We start from the raw sequence: 20,691 nt of genomic DNA, 5'->3' as shown, positions 1-20,691 counted from the left end.
ACCATTATAAAAATGGCAATTTGGCAATATCTTTTACTCGTAGTTCCAGAAGATTCAATTGATAGTAATTACGAATGTATTTTTAAAAATAATAAAACAGAATATTTACCAGATACGGATTCTTTTTGGACAAATTTTAATGGCGACATTCCTTCGATTATTTCTGAACTTGATCAAATTATTCCTAAAGCGAATTGGGGAAATGAGACTTATTTAAACTGGAAAGGAAATGGAAATAAGGAGGAAGATAATGATGCTTGTATTTGTTTAAGCGATGATAAATCAAAAATTGAAAGTTTTCAATTTCGAATTGATTTAAGAAAAGCTTCTAACATTTCTGCTGTTTTACAATCCATTTTAAACCTTTACGAAAAAAATCGCTTGATTTTGATTGATTTAAAAGGAGAAATTTTTCAACCAAAATTAGAAGACATTTTTAAAAGTATTCAAATTTCAAATGCAACAAAGTTTTTAAGTGATCCTATACAGTTTTTAGAAAATTTGAATACTAATTCCTCTAAAACTGATTAAACAATCAATTCACAAAAAAACATCTATAAAGAATTAGAAATAATAAGAATTTCAATTCGATATTCTTCAATATTTTTTATTTAAATATTTCCTTACATTTAATAAATTTTTGAAAGTAAGAAAAATATAAATCGTATATAAAAGCTTAAATAAAGAATTATGGAAGGATTTTTTCTAATTATACTAGTCATGCAAATGTTATCTTACGGCGTAGTAGACTATTATAAAATAAAATATGGACGTCTTACTGTTCTATCTATTTTTCTGATGCTTTTTTTATTTGTTTTTCCTCTTCATTTTCAAATTGTAGATGAAGTCAAAAATTCTATTTTTTGTTTGTATAATGCTTTTGCCTACTTTGAGATTTATTGGAACATTGGCTTGGCATTAGTTTTATCCTCTCACCTTACCTATTGTTATTTGATAAATCGAAAACCAAAGAATATTAAACGATAATTCTGCTGAAAGCCATTTTTCTAATGTAATTTTGTTTCTCCAATTAAAACTGGAAACAATTCGTTTAAAACATACCCTATCACAGAACGCTTACCATGATTACAAAAGCATTACGCGAAGACATTCCTGCATTAACAACCTTAATCAACTCAGCCTACAGAGGAGAATCTTCTAAAAAAGGCTGGACAACCGAAGCTCATTTACTGGAAGGAAAAAGAACTGATGAACAAGAAATGACCCAAATCTTTCTGGATCCTAAAAATACCATTCTGAAATTTACAGAAAACGACAAAATTATTGGTTCGGTTTTATTGGTTGAAAAAGAAAACCAATTGTATTTAGGAATGCTGACGGTTTCGCCGGAACTTCAAAACAGCGGAATCGGGAAAAAGCTTTTGGCTGAAGCCGAAAATCATGCAAAATCTTTAGGATTATCGAGTATTATTATGACCGTTATTTCGGTTCGGGAAGAACTTATTGCCTGGTACAAACGCCACGGTTATGTTGATACAGGCAAAAGAGAAGCCTTTCCTGAAAGCGGTATTCATATTACGGTTTCTGAAGAACCTTTGGAGTTTATTTATTTGGAGAAAAGGCTTACGTAGAGTTTAACCGCAAAGAACGCAAAGAGTTGCGTAAAGGTTCGCAAAGTTTTTTATTCCAAGTTAACACACAGTATGTCATTTCGAGGAACGAGAAATCTCCGCGAGAAGCTCGACAAAGATTGGCGATATACTTTGCGGAGTTACTTACGGAGATTTCTCGTTCGAAATGACATATTAGATAGAACTTTATCTAAAAAGAATGTAAACTTTTTATTTGCTATTAATGTGTTAAGATATTTTGTTTCACGCAGATTTTGCAGATCTGAACAGATTTATGAAAAATCTGCGTGAAAAAACCTTTGTCACTTTGTCTCTCTGAACCTTTGAACCTCTAAATTAAGAAACCGTTCTCTTAATCTTCGATAAAAACTCGTGTGAAACGCCCAAATACGATGACAGGTTCTTATTGTTTATCGAACTTATCTTCTGCGGATAACGTTCTTTAAAGTCCAAATAACGCTGTTTCGACGTTTTGTTTAAAACATCTAAAAGCCGCTGCTGGATAGCAACATTGGCTCTTTCGATCATTAAAACGTGAAACTGCATTAGTTTTGGAATTTTCTCAAACAATTGTGCTTTCCTGATTTTACTAATCACCAATATCTCGCTTTCTTCAATAGCTTTGATATTATAAGTGGTTGGTTTTTGATGGTAGAAACTTCCCAGATCACACATCCATTCGTTTTCAAATGAAAAGAAAATAACGCTTTCTGTTCCGTTTTCATTTAAAATGTAGGTCTTGAATGAGCCTTTCAAAATAAAACCTTCATAACTGTTGTTGGAATCTTGAATCTGTAGAAATTGATTCTTTTTGAGCTTTATGAGCTCGGCTTTAGAGACAATTATGTCCCATTCTTCGTCAGTGAGCGGAATTTTTCGCTCAATGCTCTTTCTTAGTAGGTTGTACATATTGTGGTTTTTTGTTGGGGTTTGTCTCAATTCATTATTTATTAGGGGCTTAAATAATGTAATCGATTACGTAAAAGTACACTATTTATGCATTTTTGTAAATTAACAACTGTTAAAAAAACATATTTAGTATATTTTTTTACAAAAGTTTGAACTTGTTCAACTTTTATCTTCTAATTATTAAGCAGATTTGCATCGTTAAAAATTTTATAAACCCCAAACTTATCTTATGAAAATTAAAACAACAATTTCAATGTTTCTATTAACATTGGCTTTCGGATTTACAGCTTGTAATTCTGAAGAAATTGCTTCAAACACTGAAGCAAGTATTGACCCAACAAGTGAAGCTGCAATTGAGCCTGTGTCGACAAACACAACCGCAAAAATTGGAAACTGCGCTGAAGTTCCAGGCTGGGCTTCTCAAAACGGAAATACAACGGGTGGAGGTTCTGCAGCAGAAACTACTGTTACTACTTACGCTCAATTGAAATCGGCAATTGAAAGCAGTTCTGTAAAAGTGATTAAAGTTTCTGGAACTATTACCGTTACAACAAGATTATCTTTCCAAGATCAGACTGGAAAAACGATTTATGGTGCAAACGGAGCTAAATTGGTTTCTACCAATCAGACGAAAGATGCTTCGGGAATCATCAACATTAAAAGATGTAAAAACATCATTATTCGAAACCTAATTTTTGAAGGACCAGGCGCTTATGATACTGATGGCTGGGACAATGCTATTTTGGACGAATGTACCAATGTATGGGTGGATCACTGCGAATTTAGAGATGGTGTTGATGGAAACTTCGACATCAAAAACAAATCAGATTATATTACGGTTTCTTATACGAAATTCGGTTACTTAAAAGCGCCAAAAGCTGGAGGTTCTGGAGGAACAGACGATCATAGATTTTCTAACTTAATTGGTTCTAGCGACGGTGCTACTGGTGACCGTGGCAAATTGAGAATCACTTTTGCAAGATGCTGGTGGGCTCCAGGCTGTAAAGAAAGAATGCCAAGAGTTCGTTTTGGAAAAGTACATATTGTAAACAGTTTCTTTAATAGTACTGTAAGCAATAAATGCATTGCTGCTGGTTTTGAAGCTAGTATTCGCGTGGAAAGCAATGTTTTTGAAGGGGTAAAAAATCCAATCGATTTAATGAGCGGTTATACTGCCGTTACTGCTACAGATAACGTATTTACAAATGTATCAGGCAATCAAGCTGGAAGCGGTACTGCTTTTACTCCACCATACACAATCGTAAAACTGAATAAAACAGCTGTAAAAGCTGATGTTTCTGCCAATGCAGGAGCAACTTTGGGCGGTAATATCTGTGGCTCTTTTTAATTGACTCCGGATAGCAAATAGTGAGTTAGTTTAGTTTCTAAAACCACGGATTGCGATAAATGCAGTTCGTGGTTTTTTATTTAACCGCAAAGAACGCAAAGAGTTACGCTAAGGTTCGCAAAGATTAACACAAAGCTTTGCGAACTTTTGCGTTTTATAAAAAATCTCATTAGCCAAAACCCTTGTGTTCTTTGCGGTTAAATAAAAACCTTTGTCACTTTGCCTCTCCGAACCTTTGCCACTTTTTAAAGTACTAACTCTTCAAACAAACGTTGCACGGTTTTTTCCAAATCCTGAGTTAATCCTGGGTGAGGTCTCGAAGTTTGGATTGCTGAACTTCTAATTGCGGTTAACCAGCGAAAACGTTCTGGAATCTCAAACTCGGCAATTGGTCCGCCATCTTTGGCTCCGTTGGCTATTTTTACTAATGATGTTAGATTGCATTCTAATTGTTCGATATCAAAGTCAGCCGAAAGAGCTTGGATTTTTTCTTTATTTAAATGAAAAAGAACCTTTATAAACTTGGCTTTTTTGCAGAATAAAATGATTCCGATATTCAGGAATTCTTCGCGTTCTACCCTTGGCACAACACGAATCACAGCATATTCGTATAAATGATTATCTTGCATTTTGAGCCTGATTTACAAATATTTCTGAATTCTCTAATCTTGTCTTTAAAAACTGCAGGTATACATTTCGTAATCCTTCTGGCGTTTCGTCTGCATCTTCCCATTGCAACCAATCAACTGGAATTGTATTTACAATTTCTTCTAAAATTTCTGGCGTTAAAATGACTTTAAATTCGGCATCAACTTCTTTTAAAAGCGAGGCCTGTGGCAATAAAACGTGGTCTTTTATCAAGGCAAACGGACTTTTAGCATGCTGTTCCCAATTGTTCCAAGAGTGATGGAAATACAAACAAGCTCCGTGATCAATCAGCCATAATTCTTTATGCCAGATCAGCATATTGGTGTTTTTGAAAGTTCGGTCAACATTGGTAATATAGGCGTCCAGCCAAACAATTTGTGAGGCTAATTTAGCATCTACAGTCGTTACGGCAGGATCAAAAGTAATAGCTCCGGATAAAAAGTGAAGCGCGAGATTTAATCCCTGACTTCCTTGCAATAAATCCTGAATTTCTTCGTCTGCTTCGGTTCTTCCAAAAGCTTCGTCTAGATTGGCGAAAACCAATTCCGGTAATTGTAATTTTAGGGCTTTTGCAATTTGTCCGCCGACTAATTCGGCTATAAGAGCTTTTACGCCGTGTCCAGCTCCTCTGAATTTTAATACATATTTGAAGTCGTCATCGGCTTCTGCTAAAGCGGGTAAAGAACCGCCTTCACGCAGCGGCGTTATATAACGCATGACATTTACTGTTCTTAAGTCGAAATTTTTCATATTACAAACTTAATGATTTTAACCGCAATCCCGATAGCTATCGGGAGCAAAGGTTTACACAATCCCGATAACTATCGGGAGCAGAGTTTTTTTTAATCTCGCAAATTCTGCATTAAGATAAAAATGTTTGCGTCCTTTGCGTAAACCTTTGCGCTCTTTGCGGTTAAACCAAACTCAAAAAGGCTTTTCCTAAATACTTAATAATTGTAGAAGCTGTAAAAGACTCATAACCTGTTTTCGGCAAAGCCAGATCTGCCGTTAATCCGTGGAGATAGACTCCAAATTTTGAGGCATATTTGGGTTCATAACCTTGTGCTAAAAGACTTGTTAGGATTCCGGTTAAGGTATCACCACTTCCTGCTGTTGCCAAAGCTGCGTTTCCTGTGGTGTTTTCGTAGACTGAATTTCTGTTGATGATAAATGTCGGCGCGCCTTTCATGACCACAATGACTTTATATTTTTCTGATAAAGCGATTGTTTTTTGAAATTTTTCGGACTCTGAATTCCATTTGCCAATTAAACGTTCTAATTCTTTTGGATGAGGTGTCAATATTGTGTCTTCAGGAACTAATTCTAGCCATGATAAATTCTGCGAAATAATATTTAAAGCATCTGCATCGAGGACTAAAGGAACTTTGTTGGTTCTTAAAAATTCAAATAACGCTTTCTGTGTACCCAGCTCCTGTCCGATTCCTGGACCAATCCCTATGGCTTGAGGAATCAATGGTACATGAATGTTGGTAATGAAATTGGTATTTTCATCAGTAACCGTCATTACTTCTGGAATCGAAATTTGAAGGATTTGATAACCGCATTTGGGTATAAAAGTCGTTACCAATCCGCATCCTGATTTTAAGCAGGATTTTGAAGCCAAAACTGCTGCTCCAACTTTTCCATAACTTCCGGCAATAATCACGGCGTGGCCTTGTGTTCCTTTGTGTGCGTGAGGATTTACGGGTTTATATATCTTTAAGATTTCTTCTTTTGTGATTAAATACGGAGACTTCATCTGGCTTCTTTTATACATTAAAGTTACAAAAAATTGAAATCACTAATATCTCTTTTTAACGGTCACCCCTAGCCCTGATAGTAGCGACATCCTTTTTGTTTTTTCTTTAAAAACAAAAAGATATAGCGGATAGCAGGAAATAGCTCCTAATTATTGCGAAATTTATAATTTAAGCCATTCAAATTAGATATTTTTTGAATAGATTTGCAGAACAATTTTATAAAACAACACAATGAAAAATACTGCGCTTACGCACATACATGAAGGTTTAGGAGCAAAAATCCTTCCTTTTGCTGGTTATAACATGCCTATTACTTATGAAGGGGTTAATGCTGAACATGAAACGGTTCGTAATGGTGTGGGCGTTTTTGACGTTTCGCATATGGGTGAATTTTTGCTGACGGGTCCAAATGCTTTGGCTTTGATTCAAAAAGTGACTTCAAATGATGCTTCAACTTTGACTATTGGAAGAGCGCAATATTCTTGTCTTCCTAATAATGAAGGCGGCATTGTGGATGATTTGATTATTTATAAAATGAAAGAAGAGCAGTATTTACTGGTTGTAAATGCTTCTAACATTGAAAAAGACTGGAACTGGATTTCATCTCACAATGATTTGGGTGTTGAAATGAAAAACCTTTCTGATGATTATTCTCTTTTAGCAATTCAGGGGCCAAAAGCAGTTGAGGCTATGCAGGCTTTGACTTCTGTAGATTTGTCAGCTATTGCTTACTACAATTTTGAAGTGGGTGATTTTGCTGGAATTGAACACGTAATCATTTCAGCTACTGGTTATACTGGTTCTGGAGGATTTGAAATTTACTGCAAAAATGATGAGGTAGAACAGGTTTGGAACAAAGTTTTTGAGGCTGGTGCTTCTTACGGAATTAAGCCAATTGGTCTTGCCGCTCGTGATACTTTACGTTTAGAAATGGGATTCTGTTTGTACGGAAATGATATCAATGATACGACTTCTCCGCTGGAAGCTGGTTTAGGATGGATTACAAAATTCACTAAAGATTTTACTAATTCTGAGGCTCTTAAAAAACAAAAAGAAGCTGGAGTTACTAGAAAACTGGTTGCTTTTGAAATGCAGGAGCGCGCAGTGCCAAGACACGATTACGAAATTGTTGATGGTTCTGGAGCTGTAATTGGAATTGTAACTTCTGGAACTATGTCACCTACTATGAACAAAGGGATTGGTTTAGGTTATGTTACTGTAGCGAACAGTGCTGTTGACAGCGATATTTTTATTAGAATTAGAAAAAATGATGTTCCTGCAAAAGTGGTAAAACTGCCTTTTTACAAGAAATAATTTTTTAAACCTATATACAAAGAATGCATTACGTTTGTAATGCATTTTTTTTGTGCTGTACTCCAAATATATGGATAAAACTATGGATATATGTATTTCATGGAGAAAAACTTTTGGTCGTCGATATTTCAATAAAATACTATAATTTGTAAAAAAATTAGTGTAACTTTAATCATGAACACTGAATTTCCGTTTATGAAAAAAATTTCACTACTCCTTTTTTTGCTGACATCAACTATCTTTTTTGGTCAGAACAGCGCAGAAACTTGTGAAATAATAAACAAAATAAATGCGCTTATTCAAGCTGAACATCTTAGACCTAAACCTGTTGATGACAGCCTTTCTGTATTTGTTTTTGACAATCTCATTAACGAACTGGATCCTTCACGCAATATTTTCTATAAAAGCGAATATGATGAACTGGCAAAAAAATACCGTTATAATCTTGATGATTTAATTCTAAAGAACGACTGCAACTTTCTCACTGATATTAAAGCGGTATACGTTAATGGTCTTTTGCGAACTAAAAAAGTCCTTGAAAAAATTAAGACCATCCCAATTGACTATGCAAAAAAAGATACAATTCGTTTCTATAAAAAATCTTTTGCCTTCTATTTGAAAAAGGAAGATTTGGAAAAAGTCTGGATCAAAAAACTGCGTTATCAAATATTAGATGATATTGCCGAAACCAGTGATAATTTAGATTCTATTAAGGCCAATTTCAAATCAATCGAACAGGTTTCTAAAGACAAAATTCTTACTAATGAAATCTGTCGTTTTTCCACTTTATTAGATACTGACAGCAAACAGGAGGAAAAACTGTATAATTTCTTTTGTACTTATTTTGATCCGCATACTGCTTATTTTAGTGATGATTCTAAAAACAGCTTTATGGCTTCTTTATCCAAAGAACATTTATCGCTTGGCATGACGGTTAATCTTAATGACAAAAACGAAATTATTATTGATGAAGTAGATCCAAAAGGGCCTGCGTATCAAACTGGGCAAGTAAAAAAAGGCGATCAGATTATTTCTATTTCCAATCAAAAAGAGACACTTCAAGTTTCCTGTGCTTCATTGGAATCCATTTCGACTATGATTTTATCTGAAGCTAATAAACATATCACCCTTACTTTGAAACGTAATTCGGGGAAAAGTTTTGATGTTTATATCGAAAAAAAGGTCATGAAAGACGAAGAAAATTCGGTATTCAGTTTTATAATCGGTAAAGACAGTAAAATTGGGTATATCAAAATTCCGAGTTTTTATGCTGATTTAGATGGGAACAGCCGTAAAGGATGTGCTGATGATGTTGCCCGTGAAGTTATAAAACTGGAACGTGACAATATTAAAGGACTAGTCATTGACTTAATTGATAACGGAGGAGGTTCTATGGAAGAAGCCATAAAACTAGCTGGCATGTTTGTGGACTATGGTCCTCTTTCGATTGTAGTAGATAATCATCAAGAAAAATCGGTTATTAATGATCCTATTAAAGGTGTTATTTACAGAGGGCCAATTGTGGTTCTTATTAATAGTAATACTGCTTCGGCAAGTGAATTTTTCTCTTCTATTATGCAGGATTATAATCGTGCTTTATTATTAGGAAGTAGTACTCTTGGAAAAGCTACAATGCAGACTATTTTACCTCTTGATGAAACAAAAAATACAGATTTCTTGAAAATTACTATTAATAAGTTTTACCGCATTACGGGAAAAAGTCATCAATATGTTGGCGTGACACCTGATGTTGTCCTGCCAGAATTTTATGAAGATATTTATCAAAAAGAAAGTGATTTTCCCACTGCAATTAAAAATGATAGTCTTCAGCCGTTTTTAAAATATAAAACTTATGTTAAACGAAATCTGATTGATAAAATTGCTAAAAACAGTTCTGCACGACTTTCTGATAATTATTTCTTTAAAAACATAAAAAAGATCAACCTTAAAATTGATCAGCTTGTCAATACTCCAAAAGCCGAAGTTCCAATGACTTTAGATGCGGTTTTTAAACAAAAAAAGACATTAAACGCACTTTGGACAGAGATTAATACTTTTAATGATGAAAATAACCCGCTGGATGTTTACAATTCGAGCGTCAATCAGCTTTTACTGGGGGCTTTCCCAACAGACAAAACGATTAATCAAGACCAAATGGATAACCTTAAAACGAATCCCTATCTGAATGAAGCTGTCAATATTATTAATGAATTTAATGGAGGGGCTAAATAGATTTGTTTCAAGTTTCAAGTTTCAAGTTTAATCTCAAGAGAAGTTTTTTTTTGCACAAAGTTCGCTAAGAGTTTTTTAAGTTAATTTATAAAATAAAAGAGTTCGCAAAGCTTTATCCATTTAGCTTTGCGAACTTTGTGTTTATAAGCGTAACCTTAAATAAAAAACCTTTGCGAACTTTGCGGTAAAAAACAGCACAAGCCATTCAACCTGAAACCTGAAACAAAAAAAGAGCAATTTTGTTTTTGGAAAAATAAGGAATAACCGTATTTTTGCATCACAAAACTAAAAATTAGAAATGGGAAGAGCATTCGAATTTAGAAAAGGAAGAAAAATGAAACGTTGGTCAGCAATGGCCAAAACATTTACCAGAATTGGTAAAGATATCGTAATGGCTGTTAAAGAAGGCGGGCCAAACCCAGACGCTAATTCTAGATTAAGAGCTGTTATACAAAATGCGAAAGCCGCCAACATGCCTAAGGACAATGTGGAGCGCGCGATTAAAAATGCCAGTAATAAAGATACCGCTAACTATAAAGAAATTTTGTTTGAAGGATATGCTCCTCATGGAATTGCGATCTTAATTGAAACTGCTTCTGACAACAATAACAGAACAGTTGCAAACATTAGAAGCTACTTTAACAAATGTAACGGAACAATGGGAACTCAAGGTTCTGTTGAATTTATGTTTGACCATACTTGTAATTTCAGAATTGCTAACAATGGTCTTGATGCTGAAGAATTAGAACTAGAATTAATCGATTTTGGTGCTGAAGAGGTTTTTGAAGATGAAGACGGAATCTTAATCTATGCTCCTTTTGGAAGTTTTGGTGCTTTACAGAAAGAATTAGAAAACAGAGGTCTTGAAATTTTGTCTTCTGGTTTTGAACGTATTCCGCAAATCACAAAAGAATTAACTGAAGCTCAAATCGCTGATGTTGAAAAATTAATCGAAAAAATCGAAGAAGATGATGACGTAATGAACGTTTATCATACGATGAAAGAGGAATAGTATATTATTAATATACTAAAAATATTTGAGCTCCAGATAATTCTGGAGCTTTTTTTTTCTAAAATGTGGAAAACCATAAGGATTTATTTAATTTAATTTTTACTTTTGGCAAAATTTTAACAGTCTATTACGTTTTAAACTAACTAAAAAATATTAAATATGAATAGAAACTTTACTCTTTAAACTACTTGATTTTTAAAAGATTAGAAACCGAATTTGTATACAAAAACAAAACTTTTCTCTTAAAAATCATATCTATAGTTGATCCCCTTTTCCCAAAAAAAACATAACCAAACCTACTATAAATTGAAAAAAATTACTTCAAAGTTTTCCTCTTTTGTATTAAGTCTCGTTTTATTTCTTGTAAGTTTTAATAGTTTTTCTCATACTTATCTTGATACAATAAGTAATAAGAAGAAGTCTCTTCCAGCAAATAACGTTATTTCAAACAGTGCGCTTAATTTAGCTTCTCAACCTTTTCAATACCGTCAAAATTCTGAAAGCGAATTTACTGATAGTTATATTCAGAAAAATTACCCCGTAACTCAGGAGACCAATGACAATTTAAATAAAGCAAAAGCTACTTTCGAAGAAATCGAAAAAAACAGCAATGTTACCGATTTTCTTGAACCCAAAAAATTATCGATGCTTCCTCTTGGTATCAAGAAAACAATTGGAGGTATTCAATATATGCTTGGAATCAGCAGTGCGAAATTCACACCTACATATACTGAATTAACTGCTTTTGTTCGAATTATTATACCACAAGGTGATTCTAGCGGTAAGATGAAGGAGTTGTTCTTTGGCGCCAATAATATCAAGCTATCTCATAAAGGAGGTCTAGTTGGAGACACTAATTTAGTTTTGTTAGGCGATTTTCCGATAAAGATGTTTGGAGAGAGTTCACTTCTGATCTTAAAAGGAGGAATGGACATGAAAACTGGTAACATTGAAAACAAAACATATGTTACTATTGACTGTAATGGTTTCAAAGAACTTGGTATTACGGCTGATTATGAATTTTCAAGAAATGTACTTGAACCTGTTGATGAGCAATATAATATAATTCCCAGTCCTAAGAGAGTAACCGCAAGTTTTAAAACTGTAGTTACCAACTGGAACGATATTTTAGTAGAACTTTCTCTTCCTAAATTTAAATTAGCATCTTCTAAAAAAAGTTTATGTTTTGAGTTAAATACTGCTGTATTAGACTTTAGTGACATTAGAAACTCTACTTCTGTAGTCTGGCCAAAGGATTATGAAAAAGATTATCTCGTTCCTGGAAACGAAAATTTATGGAGAGGTTTATTCGTTAAATCCCTAAAAGTAATTCTCCCTGAAGAGTTTAAGAAAAAAGGAAGTGATAAAAGACTAACATTTGAAGCCAGTAACTTATTAATAGACCGAGTAGGAGTCTCTGGTACCTTTACCGCAAGTAACATCTTAAGTCTTGACGAAGGAAATGCGTCTGGATGGCAGATTTCTGTTAATGATATCAGTTTGACGCTAAGAGCAAACTCATTAGTTGCCGCTGGATTTGGCGGTGATATCCTTTTACCTGTTTCTAGCCAAGGCTCTAAATGTGCCGGAAATACAAGATCTGAACTCGCTTATAAAGCCATAATAGATCCATTAAATGATGAATATCTTTTAAATGCGTCTGTATCTAATGGTCTCTGCTTCCAAGCATTTAAAGGAACAGCGGTTATAGAAAAAAACTCCTACGTTGAAATAAAGGTAAAGGAAGGTAAATTTTTACCTAAAGCAGTTCTATACGGTACGCTATCACTAAATGCAAGCAGTAAACCTATTACTGCCCAAGAAGCAATTGCGTTAGAAAAAACAACTTCCAACGATACATCTGCTACTGGCGAAAAGAAAGAAACAGTATCTTTTAAAGGACTGATCTTTCAAAACTTAATGCTGCAGACCGTTTCTCCATATATTAGCGCAGATTATTTTGGATATAAAAATGTACAAAATGATGGTTCGACTGTCAGCAATTTCCCTGTAACCATTAATGAAATTGCTTTAGTCTCCACTGATGAAAGTGCCAGTTTAAAAGTCGACATTGCCGTTAACTTGATGGAAAATCAGTTTAATGGCCAGACTAAATTTTATGTCGTTGGGAAATTCGGCAAAGAAGAAGGGATTCAAAAGTGGAAATACGACCATCTTAAATTTGAAACCATCTCGCTTGCTGCCGATCTTGGAGGGGTAAAGTTTAAAGGAAGTATTACCATTTTGGACAATGATCCTATTTACGGAAATGGTTTTAAAGGAATGCTTGGTGCCGACTTTACAGGAGGTATAAAAGTAGAAGCCAATGCTATTTTCGGGTCAACTACTTTTAGATACTGGTATGTTGATGCCATGGTCGACAATCTTAATATTCCTGCTGGAGCCATCACTTTCAAAGGTTTTGGCGGTGGTGCATATTATAAAATGAAAAAAGATGGATTCAGTAATAGATTTGTTGCCTCTGGATCTAATTATGTACCCGACGCTGATTCTGGTCTTGGTGTAAAAGCCATGATCAAATTTGCAGGAACTGCAACTGCCGATGCTTTTTGGGGAGGCTGTGGTTTTGAAATTGCATTTAATACACATGGTGGTATAAACAGGATCAGTATCTACGGAGAAGGCCACGTAATGCAGCCATTTAAAATACCTATTCCTGAAGAATTAACAAGTGCTTTAAAAGCCGTTACAGAAAGTGAAGCGTTACTTTCAAAAGTAGCTGTTGAGGCTCTAAAAACATCCAATTTATCGAAAGCCGCTCAAGATTTTTATCCTAATGAAGTACAAACTTCAATGGGAATTAATGCCTTTGCCGCGATAGAATATGACTTTAGACTAAAAACTCTTCATGGATCTTTTGATTTATATATCGATACTCCAGGAGGTTTTATTAAAGGACGAGCTTCTGGAAACAGAGCTGGATGGGCAGTTTTACACTTCGCTCCAGACAAATGGTACATTCGTATGGGTACACCTACGGATCGATTAGGAATAAAACTTGCCATTGGATCTCTTGCTGTAGAAGCTGGAGGTTACTTTATGCTTGGAGATGATATTCCTGCCAGCCCTCCTCCTCCTCCAATTGTTGCCAAATTATTAGGTGTAGATGTCGCTACACTCGATTATATGCGAGACGAAAATAGTATTGGAAATGGTAAAGGTTTCGCATTTGGTTCTGATTTTAGCTTAAGTACAGGAAATATCAGTTTCTTAATGTTTTATGCTAGTTTCGATTGCGGATTCGGTTTTGACATTATGGTAAAAGACTATGGTGAAGCCGCATGTAAAGGATCAGGGCAGATTGGTCTTAACGGATGGTATGCTAATGGCCAGTCTTATGCTTACATGCAAGGAGAACTTGGAATCAATGTAAAATTATTCTTTGTAAAGAAAAAAATATCCATCATAAAAGGTGGCGGTGCCGTTTTACTGCAGGCCAAATTACCAAATCCCCTCTGGATTCGGGGTTATATGGCCGGTTCATTTGATTTGCTCGGTGGCATGGTGCGAGGAAGTTTTAGATTTAAAGTCGAGTTTGGAAAACAATGTGAATTTATAAATGCTAATCCTTTAGATGGCTTAAAATCAATTGCTGATATTAAACCTTCAGAAGGTACCAAAGACGTAGACGTATTTACTGTTCCGCAAGTTGGTTTTAATATGCCAGTTGACAAAAACTTTAAAATTGAAGATGATCAGGGCACAAAAACATACCGATTAAAACTTGAAGAATATACTATTAAAAAAGATGGTGTACCAGTAGCCGGAAGTGTAAGTTGGAATGAAAGAGGTGATTTGGCTAGTTTTAACTCTGTTGAAGTTTTACCACAGCATTCAGATTTGGTCTTAACTGTAAAAGTAAGTTTTCAGGAATATACAAATGGCGCTTGGAAAACCATAACCGATCAAGGACAAATTGCTATGGAAACAGAAACTAGAAATTTCTCTACGGGAGCTGCTCCAAACAATATTCCTGTGAGTAATATTGCTTATTGCTACCCTGTTTTTGATCAAAAATATGTTTACCAAAATGAAAGTAAGAAGGCTTATGTAGTTTTAAAACAAGGACAAACTTATTTGTTTGAATTAAAACCTGGACAGTCTCAAAAAGCATTTTATAAAACGGGAACCAAAACAGATACTGCAGCATTAACTTATGATAGTTCACTTAAAAAGGTAAGTATTGATATCCCTGCTTTACAAACAGCAAAACCGTATAATTTAACCTTAATGACCTTGGAAACCAAAACAGATGCCAACGGAAATTTAACAGAAAGTTATACCAAACAAGATTTAGGAGCAGATGCTAATGTAGATGTTAAGGACAATAAACTAGCTGAAACAGTTGTCGGTGGCGATGGCGTTGAGTTATTACAATATAATTTCAATACTAGCCAGTACAATAGTTTTCAAGAGAAAATGGCCGCAAAAAAGCCAAAACAGACATTGGTAGAAATTATTTACATGGATGTTCATGCACTTCAATCACACAATAATTCGACAGAACCATTTGATGAAATAGAATTGATTGGAAATGCTAAAACATTAAATGTTCCATTGGTAAATACCGAAGCTGTATTAGATGATACTTATTATAAAGAAGAAATCTATCCATTAATCTATAAAGGATATCCTTTAGAAAATGATTTAAAATTTGATAGAAATACAGCCTTGTTAGGAATTCCTCCAACGAAAGGTGTTGAAACATTAGTATGGTATCAGGATTACATTTTAAACAATCCTAATAGTTTTATGCTGAAAGAGTATTTGCCATATCGTTATAATTTACCATTCTATTATAAAAATGATTTCCGTGATTTAAGATATAAAATTGTCAATAAATATTACAACACAGCTAATCAGGCTATGATTGCTAAATATGATTATATCATCAATGGAGAATTTCCATACATTAAAAAAGGACTTTATAACATAAAATTGGTTTATACATTACCAGGAGGACAATCTGGAACAAGCTCAATTTTTACATTCAACAAATCAAATTAATATGAATTTTAAATTTTTACTTATTCTCTTCTTTATTGCAACTGGAATATCTAATGCACAGGATAAACAGGCAAAAGATACCGTACAAGACAATAAAGAAATAGGTATACAACTTATAGCAAGAGTTCAAAAAGATAAAATTTTATTACGTTGGGCTGTTAATGATCCTATTGCTTGGAAAAAACTAAACCGATATGGGTATTTAATCGAAAGAATTACAGTTACAAGAGATAAAAAAACCCTTGCAAATCCTGAAAAAGTGGTTTTGGCAAAAGTGCTAAAACCGGAACCTATTGAAGCATGGGAAAAAATCATTGAAACAAATGACGATGCGGCTATTGTAGCACAGGCACTTTATGGTGAAGACTTTGCAGTTACAGGAGCTGATAATATGGAGGCAATCGTAAACCTATCAGAAGAAACACAGCAAAGATTTACATTTGCATTGTACAGTGCTGATAAAGATTTTCAAATCGCCAAAAAAGCGGGATTAGGTATTGAAGATAATACAGTTAAACCTAATGAGAAATACATTTACAGAGTCAGTTCAAATGTGCCTGAAACTGAAATGAAGATTTTATACAGTGGTGTATTTGTTGGTTTAAAAGATTATGAACCAATGCCTAAACCGATAGATTTTACAGCCAATTTTACAGATAAAAGTGCTATGCTGAGCTGGAATTTTAAGATTTTATCACATGCTTATGGCAGTTATTACATTGAAAGATCAACAGATAAGCAAAATTTCAAGAGAATTACTGACAAACCTTACACCAGTTTAAGTCAGGAAAATTCAAATAATAATAGAATATTTTATATTGATTCTATTGCTAATAATACCGCATACAGTTATAGAATTCAAGGTATTTCGTCTTTTGGAGAACTTGGCCCTTACTCAGATATTGTTTCTGGGAAAGGTAAAGAATTACTAAAATACGTGCCTCATCTTACTGTAAAAGAATTTAAAGACGATACAACCGTAAACTTAATCTGGGAATTTCCTGAAGAGGGAAATAATGAAATTACTGGATTTGAACTTAACCGTTCTGATGAGGATGGTGGAAAATATACCACTGTTGTGAAAAACATTTCACCTAAATCTAGAAATGTTGTTTACAATAAATTACTGCCAAGCAATTATTTTACGCTGACTGCCGTAGGAAAAAATGGAAATAGCAGAACCTCTTTTCCAATGTTGGTACAGCCTGTAGATTCTATTCCTCCTGCTAAACCGATTGGCTTAAAAGGGACAATAGACAGTTTAGGTGTTGTTAAATTAACTTGGACACCTAACAGGGAAAAAGATATGTTAGGTTACAGAATTTATAAAGCATACAATCCTGATGAAGAATACAGCCAATTAACTATAAGCCCAAGCGAACCAAATACTTTTGAGGATAAAGTTGTTATCAAAACATTAAATAGTAAAGTTTATTATAAGATTATTGCAGTCGATTATCGTTATAATATGTCTGTTTTTTCAGAGCCTTTAATATTAAAAAAGCCCGATTTAATTCCTCCCGCTTCGCCTGTATTTACAAAATATGAAATAAAAGATGGAGCTGTTTTTCTAGAATGGGCCAATAGTTCAAGTGATGATGTAGCCGTTCATCAATTATACCGAAGAGAGAATGACCAGCAGGATTGGAGTTTAATTTTGGAAACTAAAAATAAAGAAGAAAAATATCAGGATAAGAATGCCATAGAAGGGAACACTTATTCCTATGCCATATATGCAAAAGATGAAAGCAATTTAGTTTCAATTCCTTCGCCATTTCTAAATTTATTTATTCCTAAATACTCCCTGCTTCCTCCTGTTAAAGGATTTTTTGCACAAGTAAATAAAACAATTAATACAATTGATTTGTCTTGGGATTATTCCAATGAGGTAGAAAGCTTTGAAATCTATAAATCTTCTGATAAAGATGCTTTACAGTTAATTCAAATCGTTACAGGAAAAACAAAGCGTTTGTCTGATCCGACAATTACCATAAATACTAATTACAAATACGGTATTAGAGCAGTAGCTAAGGATGGTAGAATGTCGAAAATGGATTTTTACACGGTGAAATTTTAAGATATGAAGAAACTCTTGTTATTATTATTACTCATCTGTAGTACTGGCTCTTTTGCTCAAAAGTACTATACGATCACAATCAAATCTGAATCTTACCTTGGTAATTTTAGATGGTGGCTTGAGGTAAAATATAACGGAGAATATCGTACGGAAATACAAAGTGAATTTACGGGAAGTACTATAGAAGAAACTTTTGAAATACCTGTTGCAAGTGAATATCGATTTTATATTTTGCCCAATTATGGACAAGGAGGTGTTCAATATGCTGAATTTGATAATTATACATTAGAAGATGTTGTATATGCAGGTGGAGAAGCTGGATTTATAGCAAAAGAACCTTATAACAATAGTCCTATTTCGGGATACATTACCATAAAATCAGGAAAACCTCATATGCAGATTCAAGCATCTACTACTAATATATGTTTTGGAGATGAAGTGAGACTAACTGCTACACCAACTGGTTATTCTTCATCACCCCAAAATGATTACCCTGCAAATGCAGAATACTATTGGTATTATAGCTTAGATGGAGGACAAAGCTGGAGCAACCCTAATATAGAATTTAGTGGACTTAATACGCAATTTAAAATTGAAAAACTTATAGAAAGAGATTTGGAAAGAAATCCTGCTTTAAATAAAGGCAATATATTAATAAAAATTGGTGCAAAATATAGTAATACAACTGAGTTTAATGACAATCAACCTATAAGTATAGATTATCATCATTGTTCGCCGGAAGTAACCAATATAGCATACGCTGCTCCTTTATGCACCGGAGGTGAGATACCAAATGTTGTCTTAACTTTCAACAGGAACTTAGAGTCTGGGGAGCAATTGCGTTATTTTCAAATAAAAAGAGTAGATGTAGGTCTAGATCCCGTAACTGGACTACCTCAGAACATTTTTGTACCCTACCCTTCTTATGGAGAAGGAAATCCAAACAATGGATTAATAACAAGTTTTCAAGAAAATACACCAAATACTTTTACTTATACCATATCAAATTTAAATGGTTTAGAAAATAATGCCATTTATAAAGTAGAATATCAAGCGTTTAAAAATGACAAAAACATGGCAATTGTAGATTCGCCAGCTTCTGAGAATTTTACCTTTAAAGATCCTGCTCCCTTAACTTTTGAATTAGAAGCATCGAATCCGGTATGTTATAATGGCTCAGGCATTGTTAAAATAACTGCTCGTGGAGGTTCAGGAGAATACTACTATTATTCTTTGGATGGAGGACAGACAAAAACTCGATTTACAAATACAACAACAGTGACAACATCCATTGTAAATGGAAAAACTGTTGAAACACGTTCAGGTTTTCAGCAAATTGAATTACCGACAAGCAGTACATCTATACATAATATTACCATCACAGACAGTAATAATTGTATGGAGAAATAGATTAAAATATGAAAAAGTTTATTACAATATTAATTTTATTATTAACCATTAAAGGACAGACACAGACCTATTCCTTTAGTTATTCATATAGCTCCCAAGGTGCCCGTTGTACCGATGGAGTACATGGATGGCAGTTAGACATACAGGCTACTCCATCAGTTAGTTTAAGAGAAACTACAAATGCTTCACAATATCCTCCAAATATCTCGTATAAACCCTATACTATTAAAACAAACCCTACTAGATTTGATTTTAAAGTTTGGGCATATGATTGTACTTCATCTCCAAGCTGCGATCCTACTTTAAGTAAAACTTTTAGTCTTGTTGAATTAATAAAAGCCAAAAGTGTAACCATCTGGGATTGTAAAGGCTATCAAAGATTTGCAATTGATGGTTTTCAACCCAATGTTGCTATTAAAAATCTTGACACTGCCAATCCTAATTCAATTTGTGCTGGTGGTCAGGTAAATCTGGCTGCTTTTCCTACTGAACTTATTTCTGGTAATTCCGATTTTCCTCCAGAAGTTTATCATTGGCAGTACTCTGTAGATAATAAAGCAAGCTGGGTAGATGTTCCAGCTTATATTAACGGCATAAAAACTAATGATGTTGCTACTACCAGATTTTCTATTAACGAACTGTTACCTGCTACACATGATAACTATTTTAATCAAACTATTTATCTCAGAATTGCCTATGGAAATGTAACACCTATTGGCATTTTATATTCTCCGTGCGCTCCTATCGTAAGTAAAATAGAATATTCACGACCTCTTTGTTATGGGGATAATGTACCTAATGTCACTGTTACATTTAGTAGAAATTTATATGCACAGGAAGAATTAAGATATTTTCAGTTATTAGCTGTAGATCCAACAACAAATGTTCCTGATGGAACTCCACCTGTATCTTTTCCATTTACTGTTGAAGGTGACCCTAACAATGGTTTAATTAAAAAGTTTGAAGAAAAGACACCTAACGTTTTTACCTACACTTTAAGCAATTTTAAAGGGTTAACTGATAAGTCAATGTATCAAGTAAAATATCAGGCATTTCAAGATAATGTTACACGAGGAGTTTCTATATCTCCTAAAGCACAAAATTTTACTTATGAAGAATATGAGCCTGTAAAATTTAAAATTATAAAAGCAGATAATCCAAAATGTAATAATGAACTTGTAGAAGTAGCAATAGAAGTAATAGGTGGCACAAAAAGTTATGAGTTTTATGTAGATGGTAAAAAAGTAAACGCTGCAAAAAATCAAAACAATGGATTTTATTATATAACAGGTTTAAATCCTGCAGCAGCAAATGATATTAGAATAGTTGATACTAACGATTGCTTTGAAAAAAAGGTATAA

Annotated in this window: 14 protein-coding genes; 10 read left to right on the top strand and 4 right to left on the bottom strand. The window is 34.0% G+C overall.

The annotated features are described in order from the left end of the window. The first annotated feature begins 12 nt into the window (after positions 1-12). Positions 13-531, top strand: coding sequence for a hypothetical protein (locus P2W65_RS13930; protein WP_289658163.1), 519 nt, complete (start codon positions 13-15; stop codon positions 529-531). Between the two features lie 551 nt (positions 532-1,082). Next, positions 1,083-1,592, top strand: a complete 510-nt coding sequence (locus P2W65_RS13925) for a GNAT family N-acetyltransferase (RefSeq protein WP_289658161.1) — start codon at positions 1,083-1,085, stop codon at positions 1,590-1,592. Positions 1,593-1,928: 336 nt separating this feature from the next. Here the strand turns inward: P2W65_RS13925 and P2W65_RS13920 are convergent, their stop codons facing one another. After that, a complete protein-coding gene (locus tag P2W65_RS13920) occupies positions 1,929-2,501 on the bottom strand; it encodes a Crp/Fnr family transcriptional regulator (RefSeq protein ID WP_289658159.1) in 573 nt (190 codons plus the stop codon). 229 nt (positions 2,502-2,730) lie between these two features. On the opposite strand from P2W65_RS13920, the gene P2W65_RS13915 reads away from it, so the two are divergent. Continuing rightward, the gene (locus P2W65_RS13915) at positions 2,731-3,849 is read left to right on the top strand and encodes a pectate lyase family protein (protein ID WP_289658157.1); all 1,119 of its coding nucleotides are present in this window, start codon (positions 2,731-2,733) and stop codon (positions 3,847-3,849) included. A 245-nt stretch (positions 3,850-4,094) separates the two neighbouring features. Here the strand turns inward: P2W65_RS13915 and P2W65_RS13910 are convergent, their stop codons facing one another. The 3 genes from P2W65_RS13910 to P2W65_RS13900 all read right to left on the bottom strand — a co-directional run bounded on the left by P2W65_RS13910 (position 4,095) and on the right by P2W65_RS13900 (position 6,256). Continuing rightward, positions 4,095-4,478, bottom strand: a complete 384-nt coding sequence (locus P2W65_RS13910) for a DUF3037 domain-containing protein (protein ID WP_250346941.1) — start codon at positions 4,476-4,478, stop codon at positions 4,095-4,097. Continuing rightward, complete coding sequence (locus tag P2W65_RS13905; RefSeq protein ID WP_289658154.1) at positions 4,468-5,247, bottom strand: HipA family kinase; 780 nt, start codon at positions 5,245-5,247, stop codon at positions 4,468-4,470. Before P2W65_RS13905 ends, P2W65_RS13910 begins: the two co-directional genes overlap by 11 nt. Positions 5,248-5,410: 163 nt before the next feature. Continuing rightward, entirely contained in the window at positions 5,411-6,256 is an 846-nt protein-coding gene (locus tag P2W65_RS13900) for an NAD(P)H-hydrate dehydratase (protein ID WP_289658152.1), read from the bottom strand. Between the two features lie 232 nt (positions 6,257-6,488). Here P2W65_RS13900 and gcvT point away from each other — a divergent pair, with 232 nt between their 5' ends. The 7 genes from gcvT (at position 6,489) to P2W65_RS13865 (ending at position 20,691) form a co-directional block, all read left to right on the top strand. Continuing rightward, on the top strand, positions 6,489-7,571 hold the full coding sequence (gene gcvT / locus P2W65_RS13895) for a glycine cleavage system aminomethyltransferase GcvT (protein WP_289658151.1): 1,083 nt from the start codon (positions 6,489-6,491) through the stop codon (positions 7,569-7,571). Positions 7,572-7,766: 195 nt separating this feature from the next. Continuing rightward, positions 7,767-9,803, top strand: a complete 2,037-nt coding sequence (locus P2W65_RS13890) for a S41 family peptidase (RefSeq protein ID WP_289658149.1) — start codon at positions 7,767-7,769, stop codon at positions 9,801-9,803. 298 nt (positions 9,804-10,101) lie between these two features. Further along, positions 10,102-10,815 (top strand): YebC/PmpR family DNA-binding transcriptional regulator, encoded by a 714-nt coding sequence (locus P2W65_RS13885; protein WP_026729302.1) that lies wholly within the window; start codon positions 10,102-10,104, stop codon positions 10,813-10,815. A gap of 306 nt (positions 10,816-11,121) precedes the next feature. Further along, a complete protein-coding gene (locus P2W65_RS13880) occupies positions 11,122-15,843 on the top strand; it encodes a hypothetical protein (protein ID WP_289658135.1) in 4,722 nt (1,573 codons plus the stop codon). Between the two features lies 1 nt (position 15,844). Then, positions 15,845-17,920: a fibronectin type III domain-containing protein gene (locus tag P2W65_RS13875; RefSeq protein WP_289658133.1), complete on the top strand. Its 2,076-nt coding sequence runs from the start codon at positions 15,845-15,847 to the stop codon at positions 17,918-17,920. Between the two features lie 3 nt (positions 17,921-17,923). Next, on the top strand, positions 17,924-19,330 hold the full coding sequence (locus tag P2W65_RS13870; protein ID WP_289658131.1) for a hypothetical protein: 1,407 nt from the start codon (positions 17,924-17,926) through the stop codon (positions 19,328-19,330). 8 nt (positions 19,331-19,338) lie between these two features. Further along, positions 19,339-20,691 (top strand): hypothetical protein, encoded by a 1,353-nt coding sequence (locus tag P2W65_RS13865; protein WP_289658129.1) that lies wholly within the window; start codon positions 19,339-19,341, stop codon positions 20,689-20,691.

It is taken from the genome of Flavobacterium panacagri (assembly GCF_030378165.1).
GTDB classification, from domain to species: domain Bacteria; phylum Bacteroidota; class Bacteroidia; order Flavobacteriales; family Flavobacteriaceae; genus Flavobacterium; species Flavobacterium panacagri.
This window is presented reverse-complemented; position numbering and strand designations above follow the sequence as displayed.